At 61.8% G+C, this 25,001-nt stretch carries 25 protein-coding genes; 16 read left to right on the forward strand and 9 right to left on the reverse strand.

Annotation, left to right across the window (positions count from 1 at the left end):
• Positions 1 to 38: 38 nt before the first annotated feature.
• On the reverse strand, positions 39 to 2,132 hold the full coding sequence (gene tkt / locus ACMT3I_RS05545) for a transketolase (protein ID WP_414803431.1): 2,094 nt from the start codon (positions 2,130 to 2,132) through the stop codon (positions 39 to 41).
• A gap of 290 nt (positions 2,133 to 2,422) precedes the next feature.
• On the opposite strand from tkt, the gene ACMT3I_RS05550 reads away from it, so the two are divergent.
• A complete protein-coding gene (locus ACMT3I_RS05550; RefSeq protein WP_414803432.1) occupies positions 2,423 to 3,343 on the forward strand; it encodes a heme o synthase in 921 nt (306 codons plus the stop codon).
• A gap of 308 nt (positions 3,344 to 3,651) precedes the next feature.
• Here the strand turns inward: ACMT3I_RS05550 and ACMT3I_RS05555 are convergent, their stop codons facing one another.
• Positions 3,652 to 4,602 carry a COX15/CtaA family protein gene (locus ACMT3I_RS05555; RefSeq protein ID WP_414803433.1) on the reverse strand — a complete coding sequence of 317 codons (951 nt, stop codon included), beginning with the start codon at positions 4,600 to 4,602 and terminating at the stop codon, positions 3,652 to 3,654.
• A gap of 264 nt (positions 4,603 to 4,866) precedes the next feature.
• Here ACMT3I_RS05555 and sufB point away from each other — a divergent pair, with 264 nt between their 5' ends.
• The 8 genes from sufB (at position 4,867) to ACMT3I_RS05595 (ending at position 12,264) form a co-directional block, all read left to right on the forward strand.
• Positions 4,867 to 6,285: a Fe-S cluster assembly protein SufB gene (gene sufB, locus ACMT3I_RS05560; protein WP_414803532.1), complete on the forward strand. Its 1,419-nt coding sequence runs from the start codon at positions 4,867 to 4,869 to the stop codon at positions 6,283 to 6,285.
• A gap of 42 nt (positions 6,286 to 6,327) precedes the next feature.
• Positions 6,328 to 7,497, forward strand: coding sequence for a Fe-S cluster assembly protein SufD (gene sufD / locus ACMT3I_RS05565; protein ID WP_414803434.1), 1,170 nt, complete (start codon positions 6,328 to 6,330; stop codon positions 7,495 to 7,497).
• Between the two features lie 2 nt (positions 7,498 to 7,499).
• The gene (locus ACMT3I_RS05570; protein ID WP_414803435.1) at positions 7,500 to 7,826 is read left to right on the forward strand and encodes a non-heme iron oxygenase ferredoxin subunit; all 327 of its coding nucleotides are present in this window, start codon (positions 7,500 to 7,502) and stop codon (positions 7,824 to 7,826) included.
• 70 nt (positions 7,827 to 7,896) lie between these two features.
• Entirely contained in the window at positions 7,897 to 8,661 is a 765-nt protein-coding gene (gene sufC, locus ACMT3I_RS05575) for a Fe-S cluster assembly ATPase SufC (RefSeq protein ID WP_414803436.1), read from the forward strand.
• Between the two features lie 4 nt (positions 8,662 to 8,665).
• Positions 8,666 to 8,995: a metal-sulfur cluster assembly factor gene (locus tag ACMT3I_RS05580; protein ID WP_414803437.1), complete on the forward strand. Its 330-nt coding sequence runs from the start codon at positions 8,666 to 8,668 to the stop codon at positions 8,993 to 8,995.
• A gap of 215 nt (positions 8,996 to 9,210) precedes the next feature.
• Positions 9,211 to 9,840, forward strand: coding sequence for a TetR/AcrR family transcriptional regulator (locus ACMT3I_RS05585; RefSeq protein ID WP_414803438.1), 630 nt, complete (start codon positions 9,211 to 9,213; stop codon positions 9,838 to 9,840).
• A gap of 95 nt (positions 9,841 to 9,935) precedes the next feature.
• On the forward strand, positions 9,936 to 11,534 hold the full coding sequence (locus tag ACMT3I_RS05590) for an ABC-F family ATP-binding cassette domain-containing protein (protein ID WP_414803439.1): 1,599 nt from the start codon (positions 9,936 to 9,938) through the stop codon (positions 11,532 to 11,534).
• A gap of 115 nt (positions 11,535 to 11,649) precedes the next feature.
• The gene (locus ACMT3I_RS05595) at positions 11,650 to 12,264 is read left to right on the forward strand and encodes an FMN-binding negative transcriptional regulator (RefSeq protein ID WP_414803440.1); all 615 of its coding nucleotides are present in this window, start codon (positions 11,650 to 11,652) and stop codon (positions 12,262 to 12,264) included.
• 72 nt (positions 12,265 to 12,336) lie between these two features.
• Here the strand turns inward: ACMT3I_RS05595 and ACMT3I_RS05600 are convergent, their stop codons facing one another.
• The 3 genes from ACMT3I_RS05600 to ACMT3I_RS05610 are packed head-to-tail and all read right to left on the reverse strand — an operon-like array spanning position 12,337 to position 13,729.
• Entirely contained in the window at positions 12,337 to 13,179 is an 843-nt protein-coding gene (locus ACMT3I_RS05600; protein WP_414803441.1) for an SURF1 family protein, read from the reverse strand.
• On the reverse strand, positions 13,176 to 13,418 hold the full coding sequence (locus ACMT3I_RS05605) for a hypothetical protein (protein WP_414803533.1): 243 nt from the start codon (positions 13,416 to 13,418) through the stop codon (positions 13,176 to 13,178). The genes ACMT3I_RS05600 and ACMT3I_RS05605 overlap by 4 nt, the downstream gene beginning before the upstream one ends.
• Positions 13,419 to 13,423: 5 nt before the next feature.
• The gene (locus tag ACMT3I_RS05610) at positions 13,424 to 13,729 is read right to left on the reverse strand and encodes a DUF3099 domain-containing protein (protein ID WP_414803442.1); all 306 of its coding nucleotides are present in this window, start codon (positions 13,727 to 13,729) and stop codon (positions 13,424 to 13,426) included.
• A 141-nt stretch (positions 13,730 to 13,870) separates the two neighbouring features.
• Here ACMT3I_RS05610 and ACMT3I_RS05615 point away from each other — a divergent pair, with 141 nt between their 5' ends.
• Positions 13,871 to 14,581, forward strand: coding sequence for a beta-ketoacyl-ACP reductase (locus ACMT3I_RS05615; protein WP_414803443.1), 711 nt, complete (start codon positions 13,871 to 13,873; stop codon positions 14,579 to 14,581).
• Positions 14,582 to 14,769: 188 nt separating this feature from the next.
• On the opposite strand, the gene serB is transcribed toward ACMT3I_RS05615, so the two are convergent.
• Together serB and glgC are read right to left on the reverse strand one after the other, a co-directional pair.
• The gene (gene serB, locus ACMT3I_RS05620; RefSeq protein WP_414803444.1) at positions 14,770 to 15,417 is read right to left on the reverse strand and encodes a phosphoserine phosphatase SerB; all 648 of its coding nucleotides are present in this window, start codon (positions 15,415 to 15,417) and stop codon (positions 14,770 to 14,772) included.
• Positions 15,414 to 16,655: a glucose-1-phosphate adenylyltransferase gene (gene glgC / locus ACMT3I_RS05625; RefSeq protein WP_414803445.1), complete on the reverse strand. Its 1,242-nt coding sequence runs from the start codon at positions 16,653 to 16,655 to the stop codon at positions 15,414 to 15,416. Before glgC ends, serB begins: the two co-directional genes overlap by 4 nt.
• 82 nt (positions 16,656 to 16,737) lie before the next feature.
• Between glgC and glgA the strand changes: the two genes are divergently transcribed.
• From glgA to ACMT3I_RS05640, 3 genes are all read left to right on the forward strand, one after another.
• Positions 16,738 to 17,925 carry a glycogen synthase gene (glgA, locus tag ACMT3I_RS05630; RefSeq protein WP_414803446.1) on the forward strand — a complete coding sequence of 396 codons (1,188 nt, stop codon included), beginning with the start codon at positions 16,738 to 16,740 and terminating at the stop codon, positions 17,923 to 17,925.
• A 52-nt stretch (positions 17,926 to 17,977) separates the two neighbouring features.
• Positions 17,978 to 18,763 (forward strand): ABC transporter ATP-binding protein, encoded by a 786-nt coding sequence (locus tag ACMT3I_RS05635; RefSeq protein WP_414803447.1) that lies wholly within the window; start codon positions 17,978 to 17,980, stop codon positions 18,761 to 18,763.
• Positions 18,764 to 18,905: 142 nt separating this feature from the next.
• On the forward strand, positions 18,906 to 19,157 hold the full coding sequence (locus tag ACMT3I_RS05640) for a type B 50S ribosomal protein L31 (protein ID WP_414803448.1): 252 nt from the start codon (positions 18,906 to 18,908) through the stop codon (positions 19,155 to 19,157).
• Between the two features lie 99 nt (positions 19,158 to 19,256).
• Here the strand turns inward: ACMT3I_RS05640 and ACMT3I_RS05645 are convergent, their stop codons facing one another.
• Together ACMT3I_RS05645 and treS are read right to left on the reverse strand one after the other, a co-directional pair.
• Positions 19,257 to 19,943 (reverse strand): 3'-5' exonuclease, encoded by a 687-nt coding sequence (locus ACMT3I_RS05645; RefSeq protein ID WP_414803449.1) that lies wholly within the window; start codon positions 19,941 to 19,943, stop codon positions 19,257 to 19,259.
• A gap of 90 nt (positions 19,944 to 20,033) precedes the next feature.
• Positions 20,034 to 21,731, reverse strand: a complete 1,698-nt coding sequence (treS, locus tag ACMT3I_RS05650) for a maltose alpha-D-glucosyltransferase (RefSeq protein ID WP_414803450.1) — start codon at positions 21,729 to 21,731, stop codon at positions 20,034 to 20,036.
• A 121-nt stretch (positions 21,732 to 21,852) separates the two neighbouring features.
• On the opposite strand from treS, the gene ACMT3I_RS05655 reads away from it, so the two are divergent.
• From ACMT3I_RS05655 to ACMT3I_RS05665, 3 genes are all read left to right on the forward strand, one after another.
• The gene (locus tag ACMT3I_RS05655) at positions 21,853 to 22,752 is read left to right on the forward strand and encodes an alpha/beta fold hydrolase (RefSeq protein WP_414803534.1); all 900 of its coding nucleotides are present in this window, start codon (positions 21,853 to 21,855) and stop codon (positions 22,750 to 22,752) included.
• Positions 22,749 to 23,891 (forward strand): glycosyltransferase family 4 protein, encoded by a 1,143-nt coding sequence (locus tag ACMT3I_RS05660; RefSeq protein WP_414803451.1) that lies wholly within the window; start codon positions 22,749 to 22,751, stop codon positions 23,889 to 23,891. The genes ACMT3I_RS05655 and ACMT3I_RS05660 overlap by 4 nt, the downstream gene beginning before the upstream one ends.
• 178 nt (positions 23,892 to 24,069) lie before the next feature.
• Positions 24,070 to 24,915: an isocitrate lyase/PEP mutase family protein gene (locus ACMT3I_RS05665; protein WP_414803452.1), complete on the forward strand. Its 846-nt coding sequence runs from the start codon at positions 24,070 to 24,072 to the stop codon at positions 24,913 to 24,915.
• The last annotated feature ends 86 nt before the right edge of the window (positions 24,916 to 25,001 follow it).

The following is a 25,001-nucleotide window of genomic DNA, read 5'->3' on the forward strand; positions in this document are numbered from 1 at the left end:
GGGGGCCGGGTTGCGACCCCCGCTGAATCAGTTGACGATTAGTTCGCTGCGAGTGATTCTTTGGCGGCGGCGACCACAGCTTCTGTGGTGATGCCGAACTCGCGGAACAGGGTCTTGTAGTCGGCCGATGCACCGAAGTGCTCGATCGATACGCTGCGACCCTTGTCGCCTACATAGCTCTTCCATGTCAACGCGATACCGGCCTCAACCGATACCCGAGCGGTGATAGATGCCGGCAGAACCGACTCACGGTACTCGGCGCTCTGCTCTTCGAACCACTCGAGGCTCGGAGCCGACACGACGCGTGCGTTGAGGCCATCTGCCTTCAGTGCCTCGCGAGCCTCAACGGCAAGCTGCACCTCTGAGCCGGTGGCGATGAGGATGACATCAGGCGTGCCGTTCGCGGCTTCTGCGAGAACGTATGCTCCCTTGGCGACGTTGCTGGCTGATGCGAAGACATCGCCTGATGCTTCGCCTTCGCCACGTGCGTACACGGGGATGTTCTGACGGGTCAGCGCGATACCGGCGGGTCCGTTGCGACGCTCAAGGATCGTCTTCCAGGCCCAGGCGGTTTCGTTTGCGTCACCGGGGCGAACAACATCCAGTCCCGGGATCGCGCGCAGCGTAGCGAGCTGTTCGATCGGCTGGTGAGTCGGGCCGTCTTCGCCGAGTGCGACGGAGTCGTGGGTCCAGACGAAGATCGACGGTGCCTTCATCAGCGCGGCGAGGCGAACTGCCGGGCGCATGTAGTCGCTGAAGATCAGGAACGTTCCGCCGAACGGACGGGTGTTGCCGTGCAGCACGATGCCGTTCAGGATCGCGGCCATTGCGTGCTCGCGGATACCGAAGTGAAGGACGCGGCCGTACTCGTTACCCGTCCATGCGCCAGTGGAGTGTTCTGCCGGTACGAAGGATGCTGCACCTTCGATGGTGGTGTTGTTCGACTCTGCGAGGTCAGCAGAGCCGCCCCACAGTTCGGGGATGACTGGGCCGAGTGCGTTCAGCACCTTGCCGGATGCTGCGCGAGTCGAGACTTCCTTGCCGCCTTCGAAGACGGGCAGTGCCTCCTCGACGCCGTCCGGCAGTTCGCCGGACAGGACGCGGTCGAGAAGGACCTTCTTGTCGGGGTTGGCGGTTGCCCACGCCTCGAACGCGACGTTCCACTCTGCGTGCTCTTCTGCACCGCGGACAAGAGCCTTGCGGGTGTGGGAGATGACCTCGTCAGCGACCTCGAAGGTCTTCTCTGGGTCGAAGCCCAGAACTTCCTTCACCGCTGCGAGTTCGTCTGCACCGAGAGCTGAACCGTGGATCTTTCCGGAGTTCTGCTTCTTCGGGCTCGGCCATCCGATGATGGTCTTGAGGATGATGAGCGACGGCTTGTCGGTGACGGCCTTGGCTGCCTCGATAGCGTCGTTCAGTGCCTGGATGTCTTCGACGTACTCGCCGGTCTTCTTCCAGTCAACGACCTGGACGTCCCAGTGGTACGCCTCGTAGCGTGCTTTGACGTCTTCGGTGAAGGCGATGTTGGTGTCGTCTTCGATGGAGATCTGGTTGCTGTCGTAGATGGCAATCAGGTTGCCCAGCTGCTGGTGGCCCGCGAGCGATGATGCCTCGCTGGTGACGCCTTCCTGCAGGTCGCCGTCGCCGGCGATCACGTAGGTGAAGTGGTCGAACGGGCTGGTGCCTGCCGGTGCTTCAGGGTCGAACAGGCCACGCTCGAAGCGTGCGGCGTATGCGAAGCCAACGGCGGAGGCGAGGCCCTGGCCGAGAGGACCAGTCGTGATCTCAACACCGTCGGTGTGGCCGTACTCCGGGTGTCCAGGAGTCTTGGAGCCCCACGTGCGGAGCGCCTTGAGGTCGTCGAGTTCGAGGCCGTAACCGCCGAAGTAGAGCTGGACGTACTGGGTGAGCGAGCTGTGTCCGACGGACAGGATGAAGCGGTCGCGACCGATCCACTCGTTGTCGGCCGGGTCGCGACGCATGACCTTCTGGAAGAGGAGGTACGCGGCGGGTGCGAGGCTCATGGCTGTGCCAGGGTGCCCATTTCCGACCTTCTCAACTGCGTCAGCCGCGAGAATGCGCGCCGTGTCTACTGCTTTGTTGTCAATGGAATCCCACTGCAATGCTGCCACTTGAAATTGACCCTTCTGAGTGCAAAGAGGGCAGGTCGTCTATAACCCGCTCTCTGAATAGAGGTATAGCGCGCCGGTAGACATCTTCGGCATATCAGCGACGCCGCAGAGTGCGCACGAGGGCGCAGCGATCCAGCCGCATGATTGGCGAGCATCTTCAGTATAGGGATCACCGATCATCCAGTGTCGGAATCTGACGAACCGTTGTGGTTCAGCTCTTGTGTGAGAGCGAACACCCAACGGGCTTCCATGGCCTAGAATTAGGGAAACTGCAACGCGTAAGAGGAGCAATGGACGTCGCCGTAGAGCCCCGGACCACAATCGGATCGACAAGTTTCCGGAACACCCTCAAGGCATATCTGTCTTTGACTAAACCGCGGGTCGTTGAACTTCTTCTCGTGGTCACCGCGCCGACGATGATTCTTGCCGAGCGCGGCATCCCTAACCTCTGGCTGGTGCTTGCCACCCTGATCGGCGGAGCGTTCAGCGCAGGTTCGGCCGGCGCCTTCAACTGCTACATCGATCGTGACATCGACCGCATCATGAAGCGCACCAAGGACCGCCCGCTGGTCACGGGTGAGCTGACCGACCGTCAGGCTCTGGTGTTCGCCTGGGCGCTCGGAATCGCTTCAATTCTCTGGCTTCTGGTCTTCACGAACTGGCTCGCAGCAGCCCTCTCGCTGGCTGCCATCCTGCTGTATGTCGTCTTCTACACGATCATCCTCAAGCGTCGTACCGCCCAGAACATCATCTGGGGTGGCGTCGCAGGCTGCATGCCCGTACTCATCGGTTGGGCTGCCGTGACCGGCGACCTGTCGTGGCCGCCATTCATCCTGTTCGCCATCATCTTCCTCTGGACGCCGCCGCACTACTGGCCACTGTCAATGAAGTACCGCGATGACTACCAGGCTGCAGGTGTGCCGATGCTTTCAGTCGTCCGTGGCCGTACCCAGATCGGTCTGCAGGTCATCCTGTACGCCTGGGCAACCGTCGCCTGCTCGCTTCTGCTGATTCCTGTCGCTGACATGGGCCTGCTCTACAGCTTCGTTGCGCTGGTCACCGGTGGCTGGTTCATCTACGAGACGCACCGCCTGTACAACCTGGCAATCCGTCACGAGCACGTGTCGCCGATGCGCGTCTTCCACGGTTCGATCGCGTACCTCACGTTGCTGTTCGTCGCCGTGGGCGTCGACCCGCTCCTGCCGTTCTAATCGGCGCCGCTTCGACAGCAGCTCACTTGTGAATGACTCCCGCACACTGTGCGGGAGTCATTTTTTTGACTCCAGCCACTGGATGCCGCCCAACCGCGGCCGCACTGGTCTGCATAACTCCTGCTCGTTACGGCGTGGGCAGCCCACAGTCGGTGCGTCGCGGCGTGTGCGGTGCGACCAGCAGGAGTTATGCATCAATCACGGTTGTCGTGTCGCAGAGACCGATTGAGCTGGGGTGAACTCGAAGCACAGAAAAGGGCTGGGTCCCGGTGGATGCCGGAGCCCAGCCCTGTGTACGTCTGACGCTGCTAGGCGCGGCTTGACGTCGATTCGATGTTGTATCCGACGCTGCCCGCGGCATCCGTCGCAGTTGCCGTCTGCTTGAGGTTCAGGATCACGGCGACCATCGCTGCAACCAACGTGCAGGCCAGCACCATATGAATGCCGACCAGGAAGGCGGGGAGGCCGAGATTTGCCTGGATCAGGCCAACGGCGATCTGTACGAGTTCGACGGCGAGGAGCAGAGACACCCAGAGGCGCGTCGGCAGCTGCAGCCGGAACGCAGCAACGACCAAAACGAGGGTGAGCGCAAACGTCGTGTATGCGGGCCACGCGTGGATGTGCTGCAGCAGTTCGGAGTCGAGACCGTTGCGCGGCGCGTCAGCATCGCCGGCGTGCGGGCCAGATCCAGTTGTCATGATGCCGACGAGCACGGTGATCGCGACGACAAAACTCGTGAGGTGGGTGACGATGCGGTACCAGCGGGGGACTGCTGAAACCCGCGGCCCCGGTGTGGCGTAGGTGCGCTGGACGAAGGCAGTGCACAGGCCGACCAGAACCGTCGACACGACGAAGTGCAAGCCGACGACGTACGGGTTGAGCTGGGTCAGCACGCTGATGCCGCCGATGACGGCCTGAGCCGGGATGCCGAGGCCGGCGAGCAGAGTCAGCCAGAACAGGTCGGGGCGGGTCTTCCGCACCCGCAGGATGGCGATGAACGCGGCGATCGCGACCAAGCCAAGTGCGACACCCAGCAGGCGGTTACCGAACTCGATGATTCCGTGAATGCCCATCTCCGGGGTGTTCACCAGTGAATCGTCTGTGCATTTGGGCCAGGTGGGGCAGCCAAGGCCAGAACTCGTCAATCTGACAAGCCCGCCGGTTCCCACCAACAGGATCTGGGCAGCGAGGTAGATCCACGCGATTACGCGAAGTCGCACATCAACCCGATCGGGCAGTATCGCCCATAACCTCTTCAACCGTTCCAACTCCTTGTGCTTGAGACATGTGAAATCGCCGTGTGACCACTACTAAACCCTGATCGAACCTGTAGAATTAGGTGTTTCATGGATCGTGCGCGTGATGAGCCTCTTGGGCAACGCGCGACGTAAGTCCTTGAACATCTTAGGTACGCAATGTAGCCGTCCACACAATCCGTTCCCTGACTGGGTCTCCGCATGGAGCCGTGTCCGGGAATGACCGGACTGATATCCGGGTTGTTGTGGATAGGAGAAGAGGTAAGTATGTCGGATGTCCTGCTTGACCGCCCCGAACTCGAAGGGCTGGGTACCTACGAGTTTGGTTGGTCAGACCCTGACGCGGCCGGTGCATCAGCCCGCCGCGGAATTTCACCGGAGGTCGTCGCAGACATTTCGGCGCTTAAGAGCGAACCGGAATGGATGCTGAACCGCCGCCAGAAGGCGCTGCAGCTCTTTGAGCGCAAGCCGATGCCGACCTGGGGTGCAGACCTTTCAGAGATCGACTTCGACAACATTAAGTACTTCGTTCGGTCGACAGAGAAGCAGGCCCAGACCTGGGACGACCTGCCAGACGACATCAAGAACACCTACGAGAAGCTCGGGATCCCCGAAGCTGAGCGCCAGCGCCTCGTCTCGGGCGTCGCAGCCCAGTACGAGTCTGAGGTTGTCTACCACCAGATCAACGAAGAGCTCGAAGCTCAGGGCGTTATCTTCATGGACACCGACACGGCGCTCAAGCAGCACCCGGAGTTCTTCGAGGAGTACTTCGGTACTGTCATCCCCTCTGGCGACAACAAGTTCGCTGCGCTCAACACCGCTGTGTGGTCAGGTGGATCATTCGTCTACGTGCCGCCAGGCGTGCACGTCGAGATTCCGCTTCAGGCCTACTTCCGTATCAACACGGAGAACATGGGCCAGTTCGAGCGCACCCTGATCATCGCTGACGAGGGCAGCTACGTTCACTACATCGAGGGCTGCACCGCCCCGATCTACAAGTCGGACTCGCTGCACTCGGCAGTCGTCGAGATCATCGTGAAGAAGAACGCCCGCGTTCGCTACACGACGATCCAGAACTGGTCGAACAACGTCTACAACCTGGTCACCAAGCGTGCGACGGCTGCTGAAGGCGCAACCATGGAGTGGATCGACGGCAACATCGGTTCCAAGGTCACCATGAAGTACCCGTCCATCTACCTGATGGGCGAGCACGCCAAGGGTGAGACCCTCTCCGTCGCATTCGCGGGCCCCGGCCAGCACCAGGATGCCGGCGCCAAGATGATCCACATGGCTCCGTACACGCAGTCGTCCATCGTCTCCAAGTCGATCGCCCGTGGCGGCGGCCGTGCAGGTTACCGCGGTGAAGTACGAGTGGATGCCGCTGCGCACCACTCGGCAAACACCGTTCGTTGCGACGCGCTGCTTGTCGACACCCAGTCGCGCTCAGACACCTACCCGGCCATCGACATCCGCGTCGACGACGTGCAGCTCGGCCACGAGGCGACAGTGTCGCGCGTGAGCGAAGAGCAGCTCTTCTACCTGATGAGCCGTGGCATGCCTGAAGACGAGGCCATGGCCATGATCGTGCGCGGCTTTATCGAGCCCATCGCCCGGGAGCTCCCGATGGAGTACGCCCTTGAACTCAACAAGCTCATCGAAATGGGCATGGAAGGATCCGTCGGCTAAATGACCGCCGCCTCTGCACCCCTGAAAAACGCTTCTGAAGCAATGCCCACATCTGAACAGCACGGAATCAAGGAGCACTCTGACGGTCGCTTCGGGTTCGTGCCCGTTCAGACTCGCTCCGCACGGTTCAAGAGCACCGACGTCAATGATTTCGAGGCCGTCACCGGTCGCGAAGCAGTCTGGAAGCTCTCGCCCGTCGGTAAATTCACCGATCTGACCGGGGGAGAGCTTGACGGCTCCGCGTACCCGATCCAGTCAACCGACGTCGACGGCATCACCGTCGAGTGGGTGGGCCGCGACGACAAGCGGATCGGCACCGCGGGTGCGCCTGAAGAGCGCGCAGCAGCCAACGCCTGGACCAACTTCGAGCAGGCCATGGCCATCACCGTCAGCGGTGAAGAGGCCAAGGAGATCATGATCGTCCGTGCCGAACTCGGCACAGGCGCCCGCGCTGCCCACACCATTATCGAGGCCAAACCGTTCAGTCGGGGTGTTGTCATCCTGCAGAACAATGGTTCGGCACGCCTGAGCGAGAACGTCGAGATCATCCTCGGCGAATCGGCGAACCTCACTGTCGTTACGCTTCAGGAATGGGACGACACCGCTGTTCAGCTGGCTAACCATTTCGCTTCTGTCGGCCGCGATGCCAGGCTTAAGCACGTTGTCGTGTCGCTCGGCGGCAGCATCGTGCGGGTCAACCCGTCAATCCACCTCGCGGGCTCTGGCTCGGACATCGAGGCACTCGGCCTCTACTTCGCGGATGCCGGCCAGCACCTCGAGCAGCAGGTATACGTCAACCACGACGCACCGCACAGCCGCAGCCGTGTGACGTACAAGGGTGCGCTGCAGGGCGAGGGCGCACGCACCGTCTGGATCGGTGACGTTCTCATCGGCAACAGCGCTCCGGGCACCGACAGCTATGAGCAGAACCGCAACCTGGTTCTGACCGAGGGCACGCGTGCCGACTCGATCCCAAACCTTGAGATCGAGACCGGTGACATCCTCGGTGCAGGCCACGCCAGTGCGACCGGCCGTTTCGATGACGAGCAGCTCTTCTACCTGCAGTCACGCGGAATCACGGAAGACGAAGCCAGGCGCCTCGTCGTGCGTGGCTTCCTCACCGAGATCGTGCAGCAGATCGGTTCACCGGAACTCGAAGCGCGCCTGCAGGACGCAATCGAAGCTGAACTCGTCGGAACGGATGTGAAGTAATCATGGCATCCGTCAAAATCTGTGCACTCGAAGACCTGACGCCCAACGAAGCGGTCAAGGTTGAGATCGATGGTCTGTCGATTGCGGTCGTCCGCGATTCGGCCGGCGACGTCTTCGCTATCGGTGACACCTGTACCCACGGTGACATCTCGCTCTCAGAGGGTTTCGTCGAAGACGACACCCTGGAGTGCTGGGCTCACGGTTCGAAGTTCGCACTGCGCACCGGCAAGCCGATCACCCTCCCGGCGTACGAGCCGGTACCCGTGTACGAGGTTTCGCTTGTCGATGGCGATGTCTACATTGACCCGGCAGTAACGCTGGCTGTCTAGCCCTTCCCCCACTCCTGCGCTTGCGCACCGGCGTCCAGACGCCAATCTTTATACGAAGAAAGTGAATTTCATGTCTGTTCTTGAGATCAAAGACCTGCACGTCAGTGTCGAGACCGACCAGGGCACCAAGCAGATCCTGCGGGGCGTCAACCTGACCATCAACCAGGGCGAGATCCACGCGATCATGGGCCCGAACGGCTCGGGCAAGTCAACGCTTGCGTACACAATCGCCGGACACCCCAAGTACAAGGTCGAGGGCGGTTCAATCCTGCTCGATGGTGAAGATGTACTCGCGATGACTGTTGACGAGCGCGCTCGTGCCGGTGTGTTCCTCGCAATGCAGTACCCGGTTGAGATCCCGGGTGTGTCTGTCACGAACTTCCTGCGCACCGCGAAGACTGCTATCGACGGCGAGGCGCCCCCGATCCGCCACTGGATCAAGGAGGTTCGCGAGTCGATGGCCAACCTGCGTATGGACAAGAGCTTCGCTGAGCGCAACGTGAACGAGGGCTTCTCCGGTGGAGAGAAGAAGCGTCATGAGATCCTGCAGCTCGAGCTCCTGAAGCCCAAGTTCGCTGTGCTCGACGAGACCGACTCCGGCCTCGACGTCGACGCGCTGAAGATCGTGTCAGAGGGTGTCAACCGTGCGAAGGCAAACTCCGACCTCGGTGTGCTGCTCATCACGCACTACACGCGCATCCTGCGCTACATCAAGCCCGACTTCGTGCACGTGTTCGTCAACGGACGCGTCGCTGAGCAGGGTGGCCCCGAGCTGGCCGATCGCCTCGAAAACGAGGGCTACGATCGCTATCTCGAAGCCTCGAACGTAGGCTAGAAGCATGGTTTCAACTCTCAGTCCCACGCGCTACGACGAAATCGAAGAAGCGCTCAAAGACGTCATGGATCCCGAGCTTGGCATCAATGTCGTCGATCTCGGTCTCATCTACGACCTGGGTTGGGATGACGAGAACAACGCTCTCATCATCCACATGACTCTGACGTCTGCCGGCTGCCCGCTGACCGACGTGCTTGAGGAACAGACGGCCGAGGCACTTGACGGTGTCGTCGAGCAGTTCCGCATCAACTGGGTGTGGATGCCGCCGTGGGGTCCCGAAAAGATCACCGATGACGGCCGCGACATGATGCGTGCCCTCGGGTTCGCCATGTAGCAAACGCTTCACCCTGAGCTGGCCTCAGACCAAACGGCGTGTACGTGTGTTTCCAGGAGTCATGGAAATGCAGGTACACGCCGTTTCTTTTTGGGATGTAGTGAGGACTCGGTCGGGCGTGAAGAACCTGCCGAGCGGCATGCGCGTGACATCCATACCAGCCTTGGAGCCGCACTGGAGCGGCAGTCCAATTAGTGGAATGGTATGCTAATGACATGTCCAGTCTTGCGGAATCACGGCCGTCCCGACGCGACATGCAGAGCGCGGTCACTCGCGACGACATCATCACGGCTGCCACGCACCTGATGCTCGACGGTGGCTACATCCAGACATCAATCTCTGCGATCGCTCGTGAAGCGAACGTTGCAGTGCAGACCATCTACAACTCGATCGGCAACAAGGCCGAGCTGCTTTCCGTCGTCCTCGACCGCATTGCCGTCGGTCCGGAAGCGCCCGCCCTCGAACCCGACGTGCTGCGCTTCAGGGTCGCGCAGGCGCGCACGACGAGCCAGGTGATCACGGTGATGACTGATTGGTTCGTCGAGGTCAACCAACGAACTGCCCGGATCAACCAGGTCATCGGCCAGGCGGCATCCGTCGACCCCGACATCGCCGAGTGGGACGAACGGCGCTCGGCCAGACGGCTGCACAACTACGGAGAGGCAGCCTCGACGCTGCGCTCACTGCACGGTCTGCGTAGCGGATTGACCGACCACGAGGCTGCTGCCGCGCTCTGGTCGATCGGCCATCCGGAGGTCTATCGGTCGCTCGTGAACAACATCGGTTGGTCCGTCGGCGCCTACCGAAATTGGGTCAGAACGTCTCTGACTGCGCTGTTGGCGTAAGCACGCGTACCGCGAGGTGCTCGCGGGGAAATATACTAGAGAGTTGGTCCAGTCGGACCCGAACCTCACCACCACCATCCGAACGGACTATTGCTGTGCTCAGTGTGCAAGATCTCGAAATCCGAGTTGGAGCACGCGTGCTCATGGAAGGCGTGAACTTCCGCGTCTCCGCAGGCGACAAAATCGGTCTGGTCGGGCGTAACGGTGCGGGTAAGACCACACTGACGAAGACGCTCGCGGGGGAGACCCTGCCCACCAAGGGCAAGATCGAGCGCATCGGCGAAATCGGGTACCTGCCGCAGGACCCGCGCTCCGGCGACCCGGAGATGCTGGCTCGGACGCGCATCCTCGATGCTCGAGGCCTCGGCTCCATCGCGCTCGGTATGCAGGAGTCCAGCCTCCTCATGGGAGATTCTGATGCAGCTGTCAGCAGCGCGGCAATGCGTAGGTACGGGACGCTGACCGATCAGTTCAACGCTCTCGGTGGATATGCCGCTGAAGCGGAAGCCGCGTCGATCGCCAGCAACTTGAGCCTGCCCGACCACATCCTCGACCAGCAGCTCAAGACGCTCTCCGGTGGACAGCGTCGCCGCATCGAACTGGCCCGCATCCTGTTCTCTGCCGCAGAGACGATGATCCTCGATGAGCCCACCAACCACCTTGACGCCGATTCAGTCGTCTGGCTGCGTGAGTACGTCAAGAACTACCGCGGTGGTTGCATCATGATCAGCCACGACATCGAACTCGTCGGCGAGTCGGTCAACCGCGTCTTCTACCTGGACGCGAACCGTACGGTCATCGACGTCTACAACATGAACTGGAAGAACTACCTGCGTCAGCGCGCTTCGGATGAAGAGCGTCGTCGCAAAGAACGCTCCAACGCCGAGAAGAAGGCGTCCACCCTGCAGATGCAGGCCGCCAGGTTCGGCGCAAAGGCCAGTAAGGCTGCCGCCGCGCACCAGATGGTTGCCCGTGCGGAGAAACTGCTGTCCGGACTCGAAGAGGTGCGCGCCGTCGACCGCGTGGCCAAGCTGCGCTTCCCGGAGCCCGCTCCCTGTGGTCGCACGCCACTCATGGCTACGAACCTGTCGAAGAGCTACGGCTCGCTCGAGATCTTTACCGCTGTCGACCTCGCGATCGACCGCGGTTCCAAGGTCGTCATCCTGGGCCTCAACGGTGCAGGAAAGACGACACTGCTGCGGATGCTCGCCGGCGTCGACAAGTCGGACACCGGCGAGATCATCCCCGGTCACGGACTGCGGATTGGTTACTACGCCCAGGAACACGAGACCATCGACGTGAATCGATCGGTACTTCAGAACATGGTGTCGTCGTCGCCGAACATCACCGAGATGGAAGCCAGGCGTGTGCTCGGTTCGTTCCTGTTCACCGGTGATGATTCGAACAAGCTCGCTGGTGTGCTCTCAGGTGGCGAAAAGACGCGTCTGGCGCTGGCCATGATCGTCGTCTCCGGCGCCAACGTGCTGCTGCTCGACGAACCGACTAACAACCTCGACCCCGCCAGCCGCGAAGAGATCCTCGACGCCCTGGCCAACTACAGCGGCGCAGTCGTCCTGGTCAGCCACGACGAGGGTGCCGTTGAGGCTCTCAATCCCGAGCGCGTGCTCATCCTGCCTGACGGCATCGAGGATCACTGGAACAAGGACTACCTCGACCTGATCACGCTCGCTTAACAGATCACAGCAACGTACGAGGGGCCGGGAATTTGATTCCCGGCCCCTTTTGCGTTGCGGATGCCGGTGGCTCGTCGGTACGTCTGCTCGCCTGCTCGTCTGGCATGATGTCGACATGCGCCGTACACCCCACTACATCGTCACCGACCCAGAAGAAGTCAAGCGATTGATTCGGGAGAACCCGTGGGCGACCATCGTTTCCAACACGGCGAAGGGTCTTGTCGCGTCGCACTATCCGGTCATCCTGGAGGAGGGCCGCGATGGCATCAGCATCGTCAGCCACGTCGGACGTCCGGATGATCGCGCCCTCGAGTTGGGAGAACACGAGGTGATGATCATCATTCAGGGGCCACACGGGTACGTGTCACCGAGTTGGTACGGCGGCGAGCCGGCGGTTCCGACGTGGAACCATGTGACAGCACATTTGTACGGCACCCCGGAGATCCTCAGTGACGAAGAGAACTGGAGTGTTCTCAGCACTCTCGTGCAGCACTTCGAGCACAAGCTTCCAGAGCCCAACCTGCTCGAGGACAACGAAGAGTACGGCAGACGAATCGTGTCTGGAACCATCGGCTTCCGCTTGCTGGTCGATCGGTTCGAAGCGCGAGCGAAGCTCAGCCAGGACAAATCAGACCGGGTCATCGGCAATGTCGTAGCGGAGCTCAGTCACGGAGAGAACTACGCACAGCCTGAGCTCGCCGATGAGATGCGCCGGGTTCACGGCAAGTGAGCGACAGCGGCTGGCTGAGCAGCGCTCAGACTGGTCAGCGACCCGCGACGCCCGGTGCCGGCTTTTCGATGTTTAGCGATGGTTCCCGAGTAGCTCGTCTTCGACGTCTGCGTCGCTCTTTGGCTTCGCAGCCTTCTTGCGGGCTCGTTCTGCAGCGCGATCCTGTTCTTCTGGATCCAGCGCGTTGATCGTGCGATATTCCTGCCTGACCGCCCAGCCCAAGCCGATGAAGCCCATCAGCGCGAAGACGTACCACTGGAAAGCATAAGAAAGGTGAGGGCCCTCGTCCCTGACCGGCCGGGTAACAGCGACGGGGCGTTCAGCTGGGGCGGGATCCTCCGTGACCATCAGGCCGTATGCGCCGGTATACGTCGGCTTGTCGACGCGTCCGGCTATGTCGTCGAGGTTGATCGTCGCGATCTGGTTGCCGCTCGCGCTGCGTCCCGCCAGAGTCGGCTCGCCAGCCTTGAGCCTGACGACAACGGTGACGGGCCCTGACGGAGCTGCAGGAACAACATCCGGAGCGTCCTGCGCTTCGCCGGTCGGTAGCCAGCCACGGTTGACGACGAAGACTGTACCGTCGTCAAGGAGCAACGGTGTCAACACCTCGAAACCCGGGTTGATGTTCAGCGGGCGATTGCGCACCAGGAGCTCGTCGTCGATCAGGTATGTGCCTTTCAGCTCGACCTGAAGCCACTTCTGGGATTCGTCAAACGAATCAAGCTGCGGAAGCGCCTCGTTCACAGGAACCGGGGTCGAGTCGAAGTTCGCATCGACCTTGGCGATCTCGGCCAAGGCCTCTGCGCGCCGATTCAGCTGCCAGGTTCCGAGCCCGCTGCACACGACAGCGAAGACGATGGTGAGCGCCAGATAGCCGGCCCAGCGCCGTGAAAAAACGAATTTCCAGCCGCTCACGCCTTGTCCACCCCAGCCGAGGCAGCAGATGCCGCATCACCGGTGAGGGCACGCACGCCCAGCGGGAAGTCGCGGGCGCTCAGAAATTCGCGCAGGTAGTCGACGTGTGCGTCGCAGGCAAGCCAGGTCTTCACTCTGTCCTCAGTGTGTATGCGGGGATTACGCCAGTCGAGCCGCCAGGTCGCGTGGTCACGGCATCCAGCCCGGGAGCAGGTGTCCTGATCAAGTTGTGCGCCGATCAAGTTCACAGGTGCTCGCCGTTCGTTGGATCATGGGGTCGCTCGCCGGTGGCCGGTCGAACGGGAAGGATCGCTCCGGGCCGTTCGACAGTGCCACCGCGCGGGTCTGAATGCACGTTGGCGATGATGACCGCGAAGTACGGCAACAGGATCGCGCCTGCCGCAGGGATCAGGAGCCACCAGCCCTGGACGAACAACATCATCACGATGCAGACAACGCGAATGCCCATTGCAACCGAATACTTGATCATTCGATTGCGTCGTTCCACCTCGGGAGAGAGGGGGAGTGAGGTGATCGCCTGCTGCTTCATTCCAACTGTCGCTTCGTCAATGTTGTACGGCTGATACCGATGCCTTAAGCCTACGTCTCGCGGCGCTGTTCTGACGTACGCCGTAAGCTGAGCTGATGTGTGTGCGGCTGTGAATCCGCCTAACTCAGATTGGATATAGGCATGACAACGGCCAGAACAGTACTCGTAACCGGCGGAAACCGAGGCATCGGTTTTGCCATCGCCGAAGAATTCGTTGCACAAGGACACCGCGTTGCAGTGACCGCTCGCTCAGGCGAGGGGCCCGCAGGTACGCTCACCGTGCGTGCAGACGTGACGGATGCCGCATCCATTGACGCTGCGTTCACCCAGATCGAAGCAGAGCTCGGTCCGGTCGAGGTCGTCGTCGCAAATGCTGGCATCACCAAGGACACCTTGCTGATGCGTATGTCAGAGGACGACTTCACGTCAGTCATCGACACGAACCTCTCAGGTTCCTTCCGCATCGTCAAGCGCGCATCGAAGGGCATGCTCAAGGCACGCTTCGGTCGCATCGTTCTGATCTCCAGCGTCGTCGGACTCTATGGCTCTGCCGGCCAGGTCAATTACTCCGCATCCAAGAGCGGTCTCGTCGGCATGGCTCGATCCATCACTCGCGAGCTCGGTGCGCGTGGCATTACCGCGAACGTTGTCGCCCCCGGCTTCATCGAGACCGATATGACCGCCGAGCTGCCTGAAGCGCAGCAGGCTGAATACAAGCGCAACATCCCTGCCGGTCGTTTCGCGACGCCGACTGAGGTTGCCCGCGTCGTTACCTGGCTCGCTGGCGATGACGCCGGCTACATCTCTGGAGCTGTCATTCCGGTTGATGGTGGGCTGGGGATGGGTCACTAGGGTCGGTCGCGTCTCGCATGACTCACGGGAAGCGTTCGGCTCTCCGGATCTTCCGACTGCTCTGCTGCCGCCTTTCGCAACGCTTCGCGTTGCGGGGATGGGTCACTAGGGACGCTCGCTAGCCGCTCGCGGCAAAAGAAGAAGCCCCTTCGTTCTAGAACGAAGGGGCTTCTTCTTCTGTAGCTCAGCTAACCGCGCAGGCCGAGCACAGGCAAAAGCTGGCTCAGATCGGCCACGTCGATGACGATGTCGGCTTCTTCCTTCACACGCGGTTTGGCGTTGAACGCGACGGAGAGTCCGGCGACAGCCATCATCTCCAGGTCGTTGGCGCCATCGCCGACAGCAATCGTCTGGGTGAGCGCAACACCGTCTGCAGCCGCCCACTCCTGCAGTGCCGTGGCTTTCGCCGCTGCATCGATGATTGGACCGACCAAACCCCCGGTGAGATGGCCGTCGACGACCTCAAGCCGGTTGGCGCGCCAATGGTCGAGCCCGAGGGCGTCACCCAGCGGGTCAAGCAACTCATGGAAGCCGCCCGACACCACGCCGACACGGCTGCCATTGGCGTGCAGGCCTGCGATGAGATCATGCACGCCCGGCGTCGGACGGATCTTGCGGCCAACCTCAGCGAATACAGATGCGGGCAGGCCAGCCAGGGTCGCTACTCGAGCTCGCAGGCTTTCGGCGAAGTCGAGTTCACCGCGCATCGCACGTTCGGTGACATCGGCAACGAGTTCACGCGAGCCAGCGACATCCGCCAACAACTCAATGACTTCGTCTTCAATCAGGGTGGAATCAGCGTCTAAGACGACGAGGAAAGGGGTGGAGCGGGTCACGGGAGTACTCGAACTCCCTTACCGACGACGGTGATGCCTGAATCGGTCACACTGAACCCCCTGGCAAGATCTCGCTGGAGGTCGACCCCGACCGATGCGCCTTCTTCAATGACTACTTCCTTATCCAAAATTGCGCGATGCACGACGGCATCCGCTTTCACTTGTACACGTTCAAAAATAATGGAGTCGACGACTTCAGCCCCCGACCCGATGGTCACCCACGGTCCGAGCACGCTGCGCTCGATGTGAGCACCCGAGATAACACAGCCGAGTGAGACGACCGAATCGATCATGGTGCCGAGGGCACCTCTGGCATCGCGCACGAACTTCGCTGGCGGCGAGTTGAGCTGACGACTGAAAATCGGCCATGACTGGTTGTACAGGTTGAACACGGGGAGCGCCGAGATGAGGTCCTGGTGCGCCTCGAAGAATGAGTCGATGGTTCCCACGTCACGCCAGTAGTAGCGGTCTCTGTCTGTCGAGCCCGGTACATCGTTGCGCTGCAGGTCATAGACGCCGGCCTGGCCGCGTGCGACGAAGTCTGGGACGATGTCGCCGCCCATGTCGTGGCTCGAGTCGGTCTTCTCGCCATCGCGGAGCACCGCCTCAATCAGCGCGTCGGCGTTGAAGACGTAGTTGCCCATCGAGGCGAACACCTCGTGGGGAGCATCGGCGAGACCGATCGCATCCGTCGGCTTCTCGCGGAACTCACGGATGCGATCGGGCGTCGCCGCATCGACCTCGATGACGCCAAACTGATCGGCCAACCCGATCGGCTGCCTGATTGCTGCGACGGTGGCCTGCGCCCCTGACGCAACGTGTGCTTCGATCATCTGGCTGAAATCCATGCGATAGACGTGGTCAGCACCGACCACGACAACAATGTCGGGCTTCTCGTCATGGATGAGATTGAGGCTCTGCAGGATCGCATCAGCCGAACCGCTGAACCAGCGCTTGCCCAGGCGCTGCTGGGCTGGAACCGACGCGATATACGAGTTGACGAGTCCGGAGACATGCCAGGTTTGGGATATGTGGCGGTCGAGGCTATGGGACTTGTACTGAGTAAGAACCACGATCTGTCCGAGCCCCGAATTGATCAGGTTCGACAGCGCGAAATCGATCAGCCGATAGTGGCCACCGAATGGCACCGCCGGTTTGGCTCGGTCCTCCGTCAGCGGCATCAACCGCTTGCCTTCCCCACCCGCTAAGACAATGCCAAAGATCTTCAAAGGCTTCATGACTTCAGAGTAGGGCCAAGCGGTCGTTCTTAGCATTCCTTTGAAGGTATGTGTCGAGCTCCGGCTGCGCTAGTTTTGCTCCATGCGAGTAGACCTGTTGACGAAAGAGTTCCCGCCGGAGATCTACGGTGGCGCTGGCGTGCACGTGACAGAGCTTGTACGAGCCCTGCGCAGCGACATCGACGTCACCGTGCGATGCTTCGGTGCGCCGAGAGACGAGCCTGGCGCGGTTGCGTATCCGGTGCCTGGTGAGCTCGCGAATGCCAACGGCGCCCTGGCCACGCTCGGCGTCGACCTGCAGATGGCGGATGCCACGGGCAGCGCCGACCTCGTGCACTCGCACACCTGGTACGCGAACGGCGCAGGCCACCTGTCGAAGCTTCTGCACGGTATCCCGCACGTCGTCACTGCGCACAGCCTCGAGCCACTGCGCCCGTGGAAGGCAGAGCAGCTCGGTGGCGGCTACCGCGTCTCCAGCTGGATCGAGAAGACGGCCTTTGAAGCGGCGGATGCCGTGATCGCCGTCAGCGACGGTATGCGCCGCGACATCCTGCGTAGTTATCCCGACCTTGACGCATCGCGCGTTCATGTCGTTTACAACGGCATCGACCTTGAACGATGGAAGCCCGTTGATGACCAGGAACTGGTGCGATCGCTTGGCATCGACCCGGATCGGCCATCGGTTGTCTTCGTCGGTCGCATCACCCGGCAGAAGGGACTCCCATACCTCCTGCGGGCGGCCGCGCTGCTCCCGCCCGAGGTGCAACTGGTGCTCTGTGCAGGAGCGCCGGACACCCCAGGCATCCTGGCAGAAGTCACCGCAGGGGTTGAAGCCCTGCAGCGCGAGCGGGATGGCGTTGTGTGGATCGACCGCCTGCTGCCACACCACGAGCTGTCAGCCGTGCTCACGGCCGGCACAGTTTTCGTTTGCCCGTCGGTGTACGAACCGCTCGGCATCGTCAATCTCGAGGCGATGGCCTGCGGGCTGCCGGTCGTCGGCACCGTTACAGGGGGCATCCCCGAGGTTGTCGTCGATGGCGTTACGGGGCGCCTGGTGCCCATCAATCAGGTGAGCGACGGGACAGGGACACCGATCGATCCAGACAGATTTGTTGCTGATCTCGCTTCTGCGCTGACTGAGGTGGTCAGCGACCCCGAACGGGCAGCTCAGATGGGTGCTGCGGGGCGCAAGCGAGCCGAACTGGAGTTCAGCTGGGCCCAGATCGCCACCCGCACCCAGGAGATCTACCGGTCGCTGCTTCCGAGCTGAGTGTGACCGGGTCGGCGTCGAACGCGTCGCTGAAGCCCGATAACATGGCTGTATGGTCAACGTTCTCGAGCTCTCCGACGTGTCCGTCGTTCGCGGTGGCACACCCATTCTGGATTCAGTGAACTGGAGCGTTGACGATGATCAGCGCTGGGTGATCCTCGGACCGAACGGCGCGGGTAAGACAACCATGCTGCAGATCGCTGCAGCCGTCGGTTACCCGACAACCGGGCAGGCCGAAGTGCTCGGGGAGCCTCTCGGCGGCACGGACGTCTTCGAGCTGCGTCCCCGTATCGGCTTCGCCTCGACGGCACTGGCCCGCAAAGTTCCCGGCAACGAGCGTGTGCTCGATGTCGTGATGACCGCCGCATATTCGGTGACAGGCCGCTGGAACGAAGAGTACGAAGAGATCGACGAACGTCGCGCCTCTCGTGTGCTCTCCGAGTGGAAACTCGAGCACCTCGCAGAGCGCACCTTCGGCACACTCAGCGATGGCGAGCAGAAGCGCGTTCAGATCGCCCGTGCAGTGATGACTGACCCTGAACTCCTGCTGCTCGACGAGCCGGCAGCAAGCCTCGACCTCGGCGCACGCGAAGAACTCCTGCAGCTTCTCGGCGGCTACGCCAGCTCGAAGAGTGCACCGGCCATCATCATGGTCACTCACCACGTCGAAGAAATTCCGCGCGGATTCACGCACGTCCTGCTCTTGAAGCAGGGTCGCATCGTGTCTGCTGGTCCATTGGCAGAGGCTTTGACGTCGCAGACGCTCAGCGACACGTTCGATCTCAACATCGAACTCACCGAAACAGACGGCCGTTATTCGGCACGCGCGCACGAATAGCCCGATCATGGCGGCCAATTCAATCGGCTTCTGCTAAACTCAGTAGCTGGCCCTGTGGCCGGACAACTTTTTCGCCGTGTTTGGCGAGACAGAACTCACCAATCGCAGTTTTCATTCATCAAATCGCAACAAGGAAGTCTTCATGAAGTCTGACATTCACCCCGAGTACGCTCCCGTGGTTTTCCGCGACCTCGCGTCGGGCGCGACGTTCCTGACCCGTTCAACGGTCTCCAGCTCGAAGACCATCGAGTGGGAAGACGGAACGACCTACCCCGTCATCGACGTTGAAATCTCTTCGGAGTCACACCCGTTCTACACGGGTAAGCAGCGCATCATGGACTCCGCCGGGCGCGTTGAGAAGTTCAACTCGCGCTACGCGGGTTTCGGTAAGTAACTCTTCCGCGCGCGCACACCGCGTATCAGAAAGGGCGACCAGCTTCGGCTGGTCGCCCTTTCTGCATGTTTACCCTGTCTGAGTATCTAGGGCTTTCACCTATCGCTCCGGCCATTCGCCCTGGGCGACGAATTCGGGGTCGCGTGCACGGCGCATGTAGTCCTGGAAGCTCGCTGCCTGCTCGGCAGACCAGGTCACTTGGAGTGCGTGCAGTTCGATCGCTGTTGCTGGCAGGGCTGCAGCGTGTGTACGGGCGATGGCCTGCGCCACGCGGCCGGCAGCAATGGCATCCGCACCGGAGTCGTGCGCGTCGTCAAGCGTGACGCCATAGAAGGCGGATGTCACGGCGAGGGTGCGCTTGCCCTTGCGGTAGCGATCAACCGCCTTGTCGATGACCAGAGGGTCGATGACAGGTGAGGGGGCGTGCAACGGCTGGATACCGTGTCGCATGGCCTCCCTGTTGAGCAGTGTGAGGTCGTATGGGGCGTTATACGCCACGATGGGAAGCGAGCGGTCGAGAGCCGACTGCAGGGCGCGCACGATCTCGGCTACGCCGGTAGCGGCATCCTGACCGTTCTGCCTGGCCTGCTCGGTCGAGATGCCGTGTACATTCGTTGCCTGCTCCGGGATGTCGATCACCGGGTCGAGAAGCCAGTCTGCGCGCTCAAGCACATGTCCGTCGGCGTCGATGACGGCAACCGTCGCCGTCACGATTCTGCTCGTCTCTACGTCGATGCCCGTCGTCTCTAAATCGAAGACTGCAAGTGTGTCGCTCCAGGTGCTCATACTGAAAGCCTACGGCGCACTACCGACACTGCGTGCCCGGCGCTGCACAACCTGCAGGCAACGGGCACGATTCACGCGCTGGTGATCAAATCAGCCGCAGTGCAGCCAGTAGAAGCTCTGCGCGCCGAGAGTGAGTGTGAGCGATCCGTCGTCATCGAAGCTCGGGAAGACAGAACCGCCGAAGACGTCGTACAGGCGCGTCCCTGCCATCTCTGCATCCTCGATCTTGAACGCGACCGGGTTGTGAGCGAAGCTGAATACGCAGAGGATTGTCTCCGGCTGATCGCCGTAACGGGTACCAGATCCGTCGTACTCCCGAATGAATGCGAGCACCGACTCATGGTTGGTCGTGAGCACTCTGATGGTGCCAAGCCCGAATACCGGGTGAGCCTTGCGCACGTGAATGACGTTTCGCACCCAGTGCAGCAGCGAGCCCGACTGCGCCAGCTGTGTCTCCACATTCGTCTGGGTGTAGTGGTAGACGAGCGACTGCACGACCGGCAGGTACAGTTTGCCAGGGTCGGCAGCCGAGAAGCCGGCATTCCGGTCAGGCGTCCACTGCATGGGCGTACGCGAGCTGTCGCGGTCGGGCAGCCAAATGTTGTCGCCCATGCCGATCTCGTCGCCGTAGTACAGGAACGGACTGCCGGGCAGCGCGAACAGCAGGGCATGCGCCAGCTCGAGCTCGGCGCGCGAGTTGTCGAGCAGGGGAGCCAGGCGACGACGGATGCCGATGTTGGCGCGCATCCGCGGGTCGTATGCATACCAGCCATACATGGCCTGGCGGTATTCCTCGCTGACCATCTCGAGCGTGAGCTCGTCGTGGTTGCGGAGGAAGACGCCCCACCCGGCGCCGTCGGGAATGTCGGTGGTTTCAGAGAGCACCCGAACCAGCTCGTTGGCCTGCTGGGAGCGCAGCGAGTAGAAGATGCGGGGCATCACGGGGAAGTCGAATGCCATGTGGCATTCAGGCTCTTCCTCCGTGCCGAAGAACGCTGCAACCTCACGCGGCCACTGGTTGGCCTCGGCGATCATGATGCGGCCCGGGTAGTCGCGGTCGACCATCGCACGCAACTTCTTGATGAACTCGTGCGTGGGCGGCTCGCCCTCACCGTTGCCCTCTTCAGATTCGTACAGGTACGGGATGGCGTCGAGCCGGAACCCGTCGACACCCAGGTCGAGCCAGAATCGCACGATCTCAAAAAGGGCATCGTGCACAGCCGGGTTGTCGAAGTTGAGGTCAGGCTGGTGCGAGAAGAAGCGGTGGAAGAAGAACTGGCGTCGCACCGGGTCAAAGGCCCAGTTCGAGTCTTCGGTGTCGGTGAAGATGATGCGGATGTTGGGGTACTTCTCGTCGTCATCGTTCCAGACGTAGAAGTCTCCGTACGGTCCCTCTGGGTTCTCCCTGGACTGCTGGAACCAGTCGTGCTGGTCAGAGGTGTGGTTCAGCGGAAGGTCGATCACGACACGCATGTTTCGCTCGTGCGCCTTCGTGACGAGGTCCTTGAACTCGTCGAGTGTGCCGAACTCCGGCAGGATCGCGCGGTAGTCCGCGACGTCGTAGCCGCCGTCTTTCAACGGAGAGTTGAAGAATGGCGGAATCCACAGTGCATCGATGCCGAGCCACTGCAGATAGTCGAGTTTCGACACCAGCCCTGACAGGTCACCTGATCCATCCGAGTTGCTGTCGACGAACGACCGCACCATCACCTCATAGAAGACTGCGCGGCGATACCAGCGGGTGTCGAGCGCTAGCCCGGGAAGCTGGATGGGTGCGGTAAAGCTCACGTCGATCCTTCCGGCCCGATGACGGGCAGTTTCTGGTTAAAAGCTAATGATTCGAGTCTAGGTCGACCAGCGGAGCGAATGTCCAGTTGCCACGGGCATCTCATGCCTAAACTTAGGCGTGATGATCGTTCCTTCGCCATATGCAGGGCAACTCGCCCGGATTCCCGTTCGCACGGGCTCAGCCTCAGTTCTGGGCAGTTCCACCCACTACTGGGACTATGGCGACCCTGCTGCGCCGACAACAATAGTTATGGTTCACGGGTTCCGTGGCGACCACCACGGCCTTGAGCCCGTCGTGGCCCAACTTTCTGGATACCGGATCATCTCACCCGACTTGCCCGGCTTCGGCGAGTCCGGCCCGCTCACGGAGGTTGCCCACGACATTCCCGGGTACGGCGCGTGGCTGGGCGAATTCATCGCGCAGCTGCAGCTCACCGGCCCCGTGGTCATCCTCGGCCACTCGTTCGGCTCGATCATCGTCTCCGGCGCGGTTGCCGGCGGCTTGCCTGCCGACCGCGTTATCCTGGTCAACCCCATTGCCGCGCCTGCCCTGTCAGGGCCGCGCGGCATCCTCACGCGTCTCGCTGTCTTCTACTACTGGGCTGCCGATAAATTGCCGGAGCGCCTCGGCTTCGCACTGCTGCAGAACCCGCTGATCGTGCGCGTCACGAGCCTGGCCATGGTGAAGACCAAAGACAAATCACTGCGCCGCTGGATTCACAACCAGCACGACAGGTATTTCTCGGCATTCTCCGATCGGCGCGTTGTGCTCGAGGCATTCACCGCCTCGGTTGAGAATGATGTCAGTGAGTTCGCCGCCCAGATCAGCCAGCCCACGCTGCTGATCGCCGCAGAGAAGGATGACATCACGGCCGTGCCTGCCCAATATCGCCTGCAAAAACTCTTCCCTGACGCCGATCTACGGGTCATCTCCGATGTCGGCCACCTCATCCACTACGAAGTGCCTGCGCAGGCCGCAGCCCACGTACAGAGCTTCCTGAGCGCTGTGAAACCCGCATGAAGATCGTCTTCGACTGCCGCTACACGCGTTTCGACCAGCACGACGGAATCAGCCGCTACACCGCCGGCATCGTGACCGAGCTGGCCGCGCTGCATCCGGTCACCATGCTGATCAGTGATCATAGGCAACTCGCGCTGTTGCCGCCGCTGCCGTGGGAGCTCGTCAGCTCTCCGACGAGTGCGATGGAGCCATTCATTGCCCGCACAATCAACCGGCTGAAGCCCGACGTGGTGTTCAGCCCGATGCAGACCATGGGTTCCTGGGGCCGTAAATATGCCCTGCTCTTGACGGTCCACGACCTCATTTACTACAGCAACCGCACGCCGCCGAGAAACCTCGCGTGGCCGATAAGGGCACTCTGGCGCCTGTATCACCTGTCCTGGTGGCCCCAGCGGATGCTGCTCAACCGCTCAGACGGCGTGGTGACTGTTTCAGAGACCACCAAGAAGCTGATCGAGGATCACAAGCTCACCGTCAAGCCGATCACCGTCGTGCACAACGCTGCCACCTCACCCGCGGCGCCGGACATGACGCGGTCGATGCCGTCAGCCGGCATCCTCGTGTATATGGGCTCGTTCATGCCGTACAAGAACGTCGACACCCTGGTGCGGGCCGCCGCCGCGCTGCCCGGCTACACGCTTCACCTCATGAGCAGGATCGACGATGCTGAGCGCACGCGCCTGACGGCTCTTGCCCCGCAGGCGAACCTGGTATTCCACAACGGCGCAACGGATGCCGAGTACCTCGAGCTGCTTCAGGAAGCGACGGCGCTTGTCTCTGCGTCACGCGACGAGGGATTCGGAATTCCGCTCGTTGAAGCGATGAACGTCGGCACGCCCGTGATCACGAGCGACATTGCGATCTTCCGTGAAATCGGGGGAGAGGCGGCGCTCTACTTCGACCCCGACTCCCCTGATGAACTCGCTGCACGCGTTCTGCAACTGAGCATGCCGGCTGAGTGGGCAACTCGCTCGAAGCGCTCGGTCGTGCAGGCGTCCCGGTTCACCTGGGCGCGTTCGGCGAAGACGCTGCTGGCTGCACTGGAAGAGACCGAAGCCGCACGCCGCGGGGCGGGCTCTGGTGCAACGGATGCAGGAGCTGTATCACCGACGACGGCGCGCACCGCAGCGACTGATTAGGCAGACGGCCGGGGGCAGGGGCGCCGTCGCTCTCCAATCATCCGTTCGTGTTCATCGCTGCAGCGTCCGCCGTGTGAAGGCGCATCAACACAGAGTCGTGTCGGCGCTGCGGCACGAGCACGGCTCTCGTGTCTGATTTCCGCCAGACGTGGCGCGCATCCGCTGGTGGAATGTACTCATGAACACCACTCTCGCCGCTCAGGCCCTTCGCTTCCATTCCCTTCATGACACCGCGCGGCCGCTCGCGCTTGCCAACGCCTGGGACGTCGCCAGCGCCCTGGTCGTTGAAGCCGCCGGCGCCCAGGCTGTCGCGACCACGAGCGCCGGCGTCGCCTGGTCCATGGGAATGCCGGACGGCGACCGCCTGGGTCGCGAGCGGGCTTTGGCCGTCATAACGCGGATCGCCGCTGCGGTCACAGTGCCGGTCACCGCCGATATCGAGAGCGGATTTGCTGCTGCAACAGCGGATGTCGCGGTCACCGTCGAAGGGCTCCTTGCTGCCGGCGCTGTGGGCATCAACATCGAAGATGGGGCGTGCGGCGTCGATGAGCTGGCCGCACGCATCGCCGTAGTTCGCACCGTGGCGGATCGGGCCGGGGTGCGGTTGTTTATCAACGCACGCACTGATGTCTTCCTGCGCGGCATCGGAGCACCGGATCAGCGCGTGACAGAGAGCATCAACAGAGCAGCGCGTTATCTGGAGGCAGGAGCCGACGGGATATTTGTGCCTGGCCTTGTGGATGCCACCACGATCGCAGAGCTGACGGCCGGCATAGGAGCGCCCGTGAACGTGATGGCAGGCCCTGGTTCGCTCAGCGTCGCCGAACTCGCTCGCGTCGGGGTGGCACGTGTGAGTGTGGGGTCCGGCGTGGCGGAGGCGGCCTACGCCGTCGTGCACCGTGCGACAGCGGAACTGCTCGCCTCTGGGACTTATGAATCGGTGGCGGGTGGGCTCGAGTACGGCGTGCTCAACGGACTGTTGGACGCGAGCACGCGAGTACTCACCGACCAAGCAGCGCACTGACCTGGCGGAGAGCGAGAATAGAGTCGTGACAACCGACGAACGTGCGCCGCAGACACTCGTCGCAAGCGCAGCCGCTGACGCGCATG

The organism is Leifsonia sp. A12D58, from assembly GCF_047530025.1.
GTDB lineage: Bacteria > Actinomycetota > Actinomycetes > Actinomycetales > Microbacteriaceae > Cryobacterium.

Excerpts from the sequence above, each read along its gene's own strand:
- ACMT3I_RS05550 (WP_414803432.1), top strand. The coding sequence starts at position 2,423 with ATGGACGTCGCCGTAGAGCCCCGGACCACAATCGGATCGACAAGTTTC.
- ACMT3I_RS05580 (WP_414803437.1), top strand. The coding sequence starts at position 8,666 with ATGGTTTCAACTCTCAGTCCCACGCGCTACGACGAAATCGAAGAAGCG.
- ACMT3I_RS05665 (WP_414803452.1), top strand. The coding sequence starts at position 24,070 with ATGAACACCACTCTCGCCGCTCAGGCCCTTCGCTTCCATTCCCTTCAT.
- glgA (WP_414803446.1), top strand. The coding sequence starts at position 16,738 with ATGCGAGTAGACCTGTTGACGAAAGAGTTCCCGCCGGAGATCTACGGT.
- ACMT3I_RS05585 (WP_414803438.1), top strand. The coding sequence starts at position 9,211 with ATGTCCAGTCTTGCGGAATCACGGCCGTCCCGACGCGACATGCAGAGC.
- ACMT3I_RS05640 (WP_414803448.1), top strand. The coding sequence starts at position 18,906 with ATGAAGTCTGACATTCACCCCGAGTACGCTCCCGTGGTTTTCCGCGAC.
- ACMT3I_RS05610 (WP_414803442.1), bottom strand. The coding sequence starts at position 13,729 with ATGAAGCAGCAGGCGATCACCTCACTCCCCCTCTCTCCCGAGGTGGAA.
- ACMT3I_RS05615 (WP_414803443.1), top strand. The coding sequence starts at position 13,871 with ATGACAACGGCCAGAACAGTACTCGTAACCGGCGGAAACCGAGGCATC.
- sufC (WP_414803436.1), top strand. The coding sequence starts at position 7,897 with ATGTCTGTTCTTGAGATCAAAGACCTGCACGTCAGTGTCGAGACCGAC.
- ACMT3I_RS05655 (WP_414803534.1), top strand. The coding sequence starts at position 21,853 with ATGATCGTTCCTTCGCCATATGCAGGGCAACTCGCCCGGATTCCCGTT.
- sufB (WP_414803532.1), top strand. The coding sequence starts at position 4,867 with ATGTCGGATGTCCTGCTTGACCGCCCCGAACTCGAAGGGCTGGGTACC.
- glgC (WP_414803445.1), bottom strand. The coding sequence starts at position 16,655 with ATGAAGCCTTTGAAGATCTTTGGCATTGTCTTAGCGGGTGGGGAAGGC.
- ACMT3I_RS05645 (WP_414803449.1), bottom strand. The coding sequence starts at position 19,943 with ATGAGCACCTGGAGCGACACACTTGCAGTCTTCGATTTAGAGACGACG.
- ACMT3I_RS05570 (WP_414803435.1), top strand. The coding sequence starts at position 7,500 with ATGGCATCCGTCAAAATCTGTGCACTCGAAGACCTGACGCCCAACGAA.
- ACMT3I_RS05635 (WP_414803447.1), top strand. The coding sequence starts at position 17,978 with ATGGTCAACGTTCTCGAGCTCTCCGACGTGTCCGTCGTTCGCGGTGGC.
- sufD (WP_414803434.1), top strand. The coding sequence starts at position 6,328 with ATGCCCACATCTGAACAGCACGGAATCAAGGAGCACTCTGACGGTCGC.
- ACMT3I_RS05660 (WP_414803451.1), top strand. The coding sequence starts at position 22,749 with ATGAAGATCGTCTTCGACTGCCGCTACACGCGTTTCGACCAGCACGAC.
- ACMT3I_RS05595 (WP_414803440.1), top strand. The coding sequence starts at position 11,650 with ATGCGCCGTACACCCCACTACATCGTCACCGACCCAGAAGAAGTCAAG.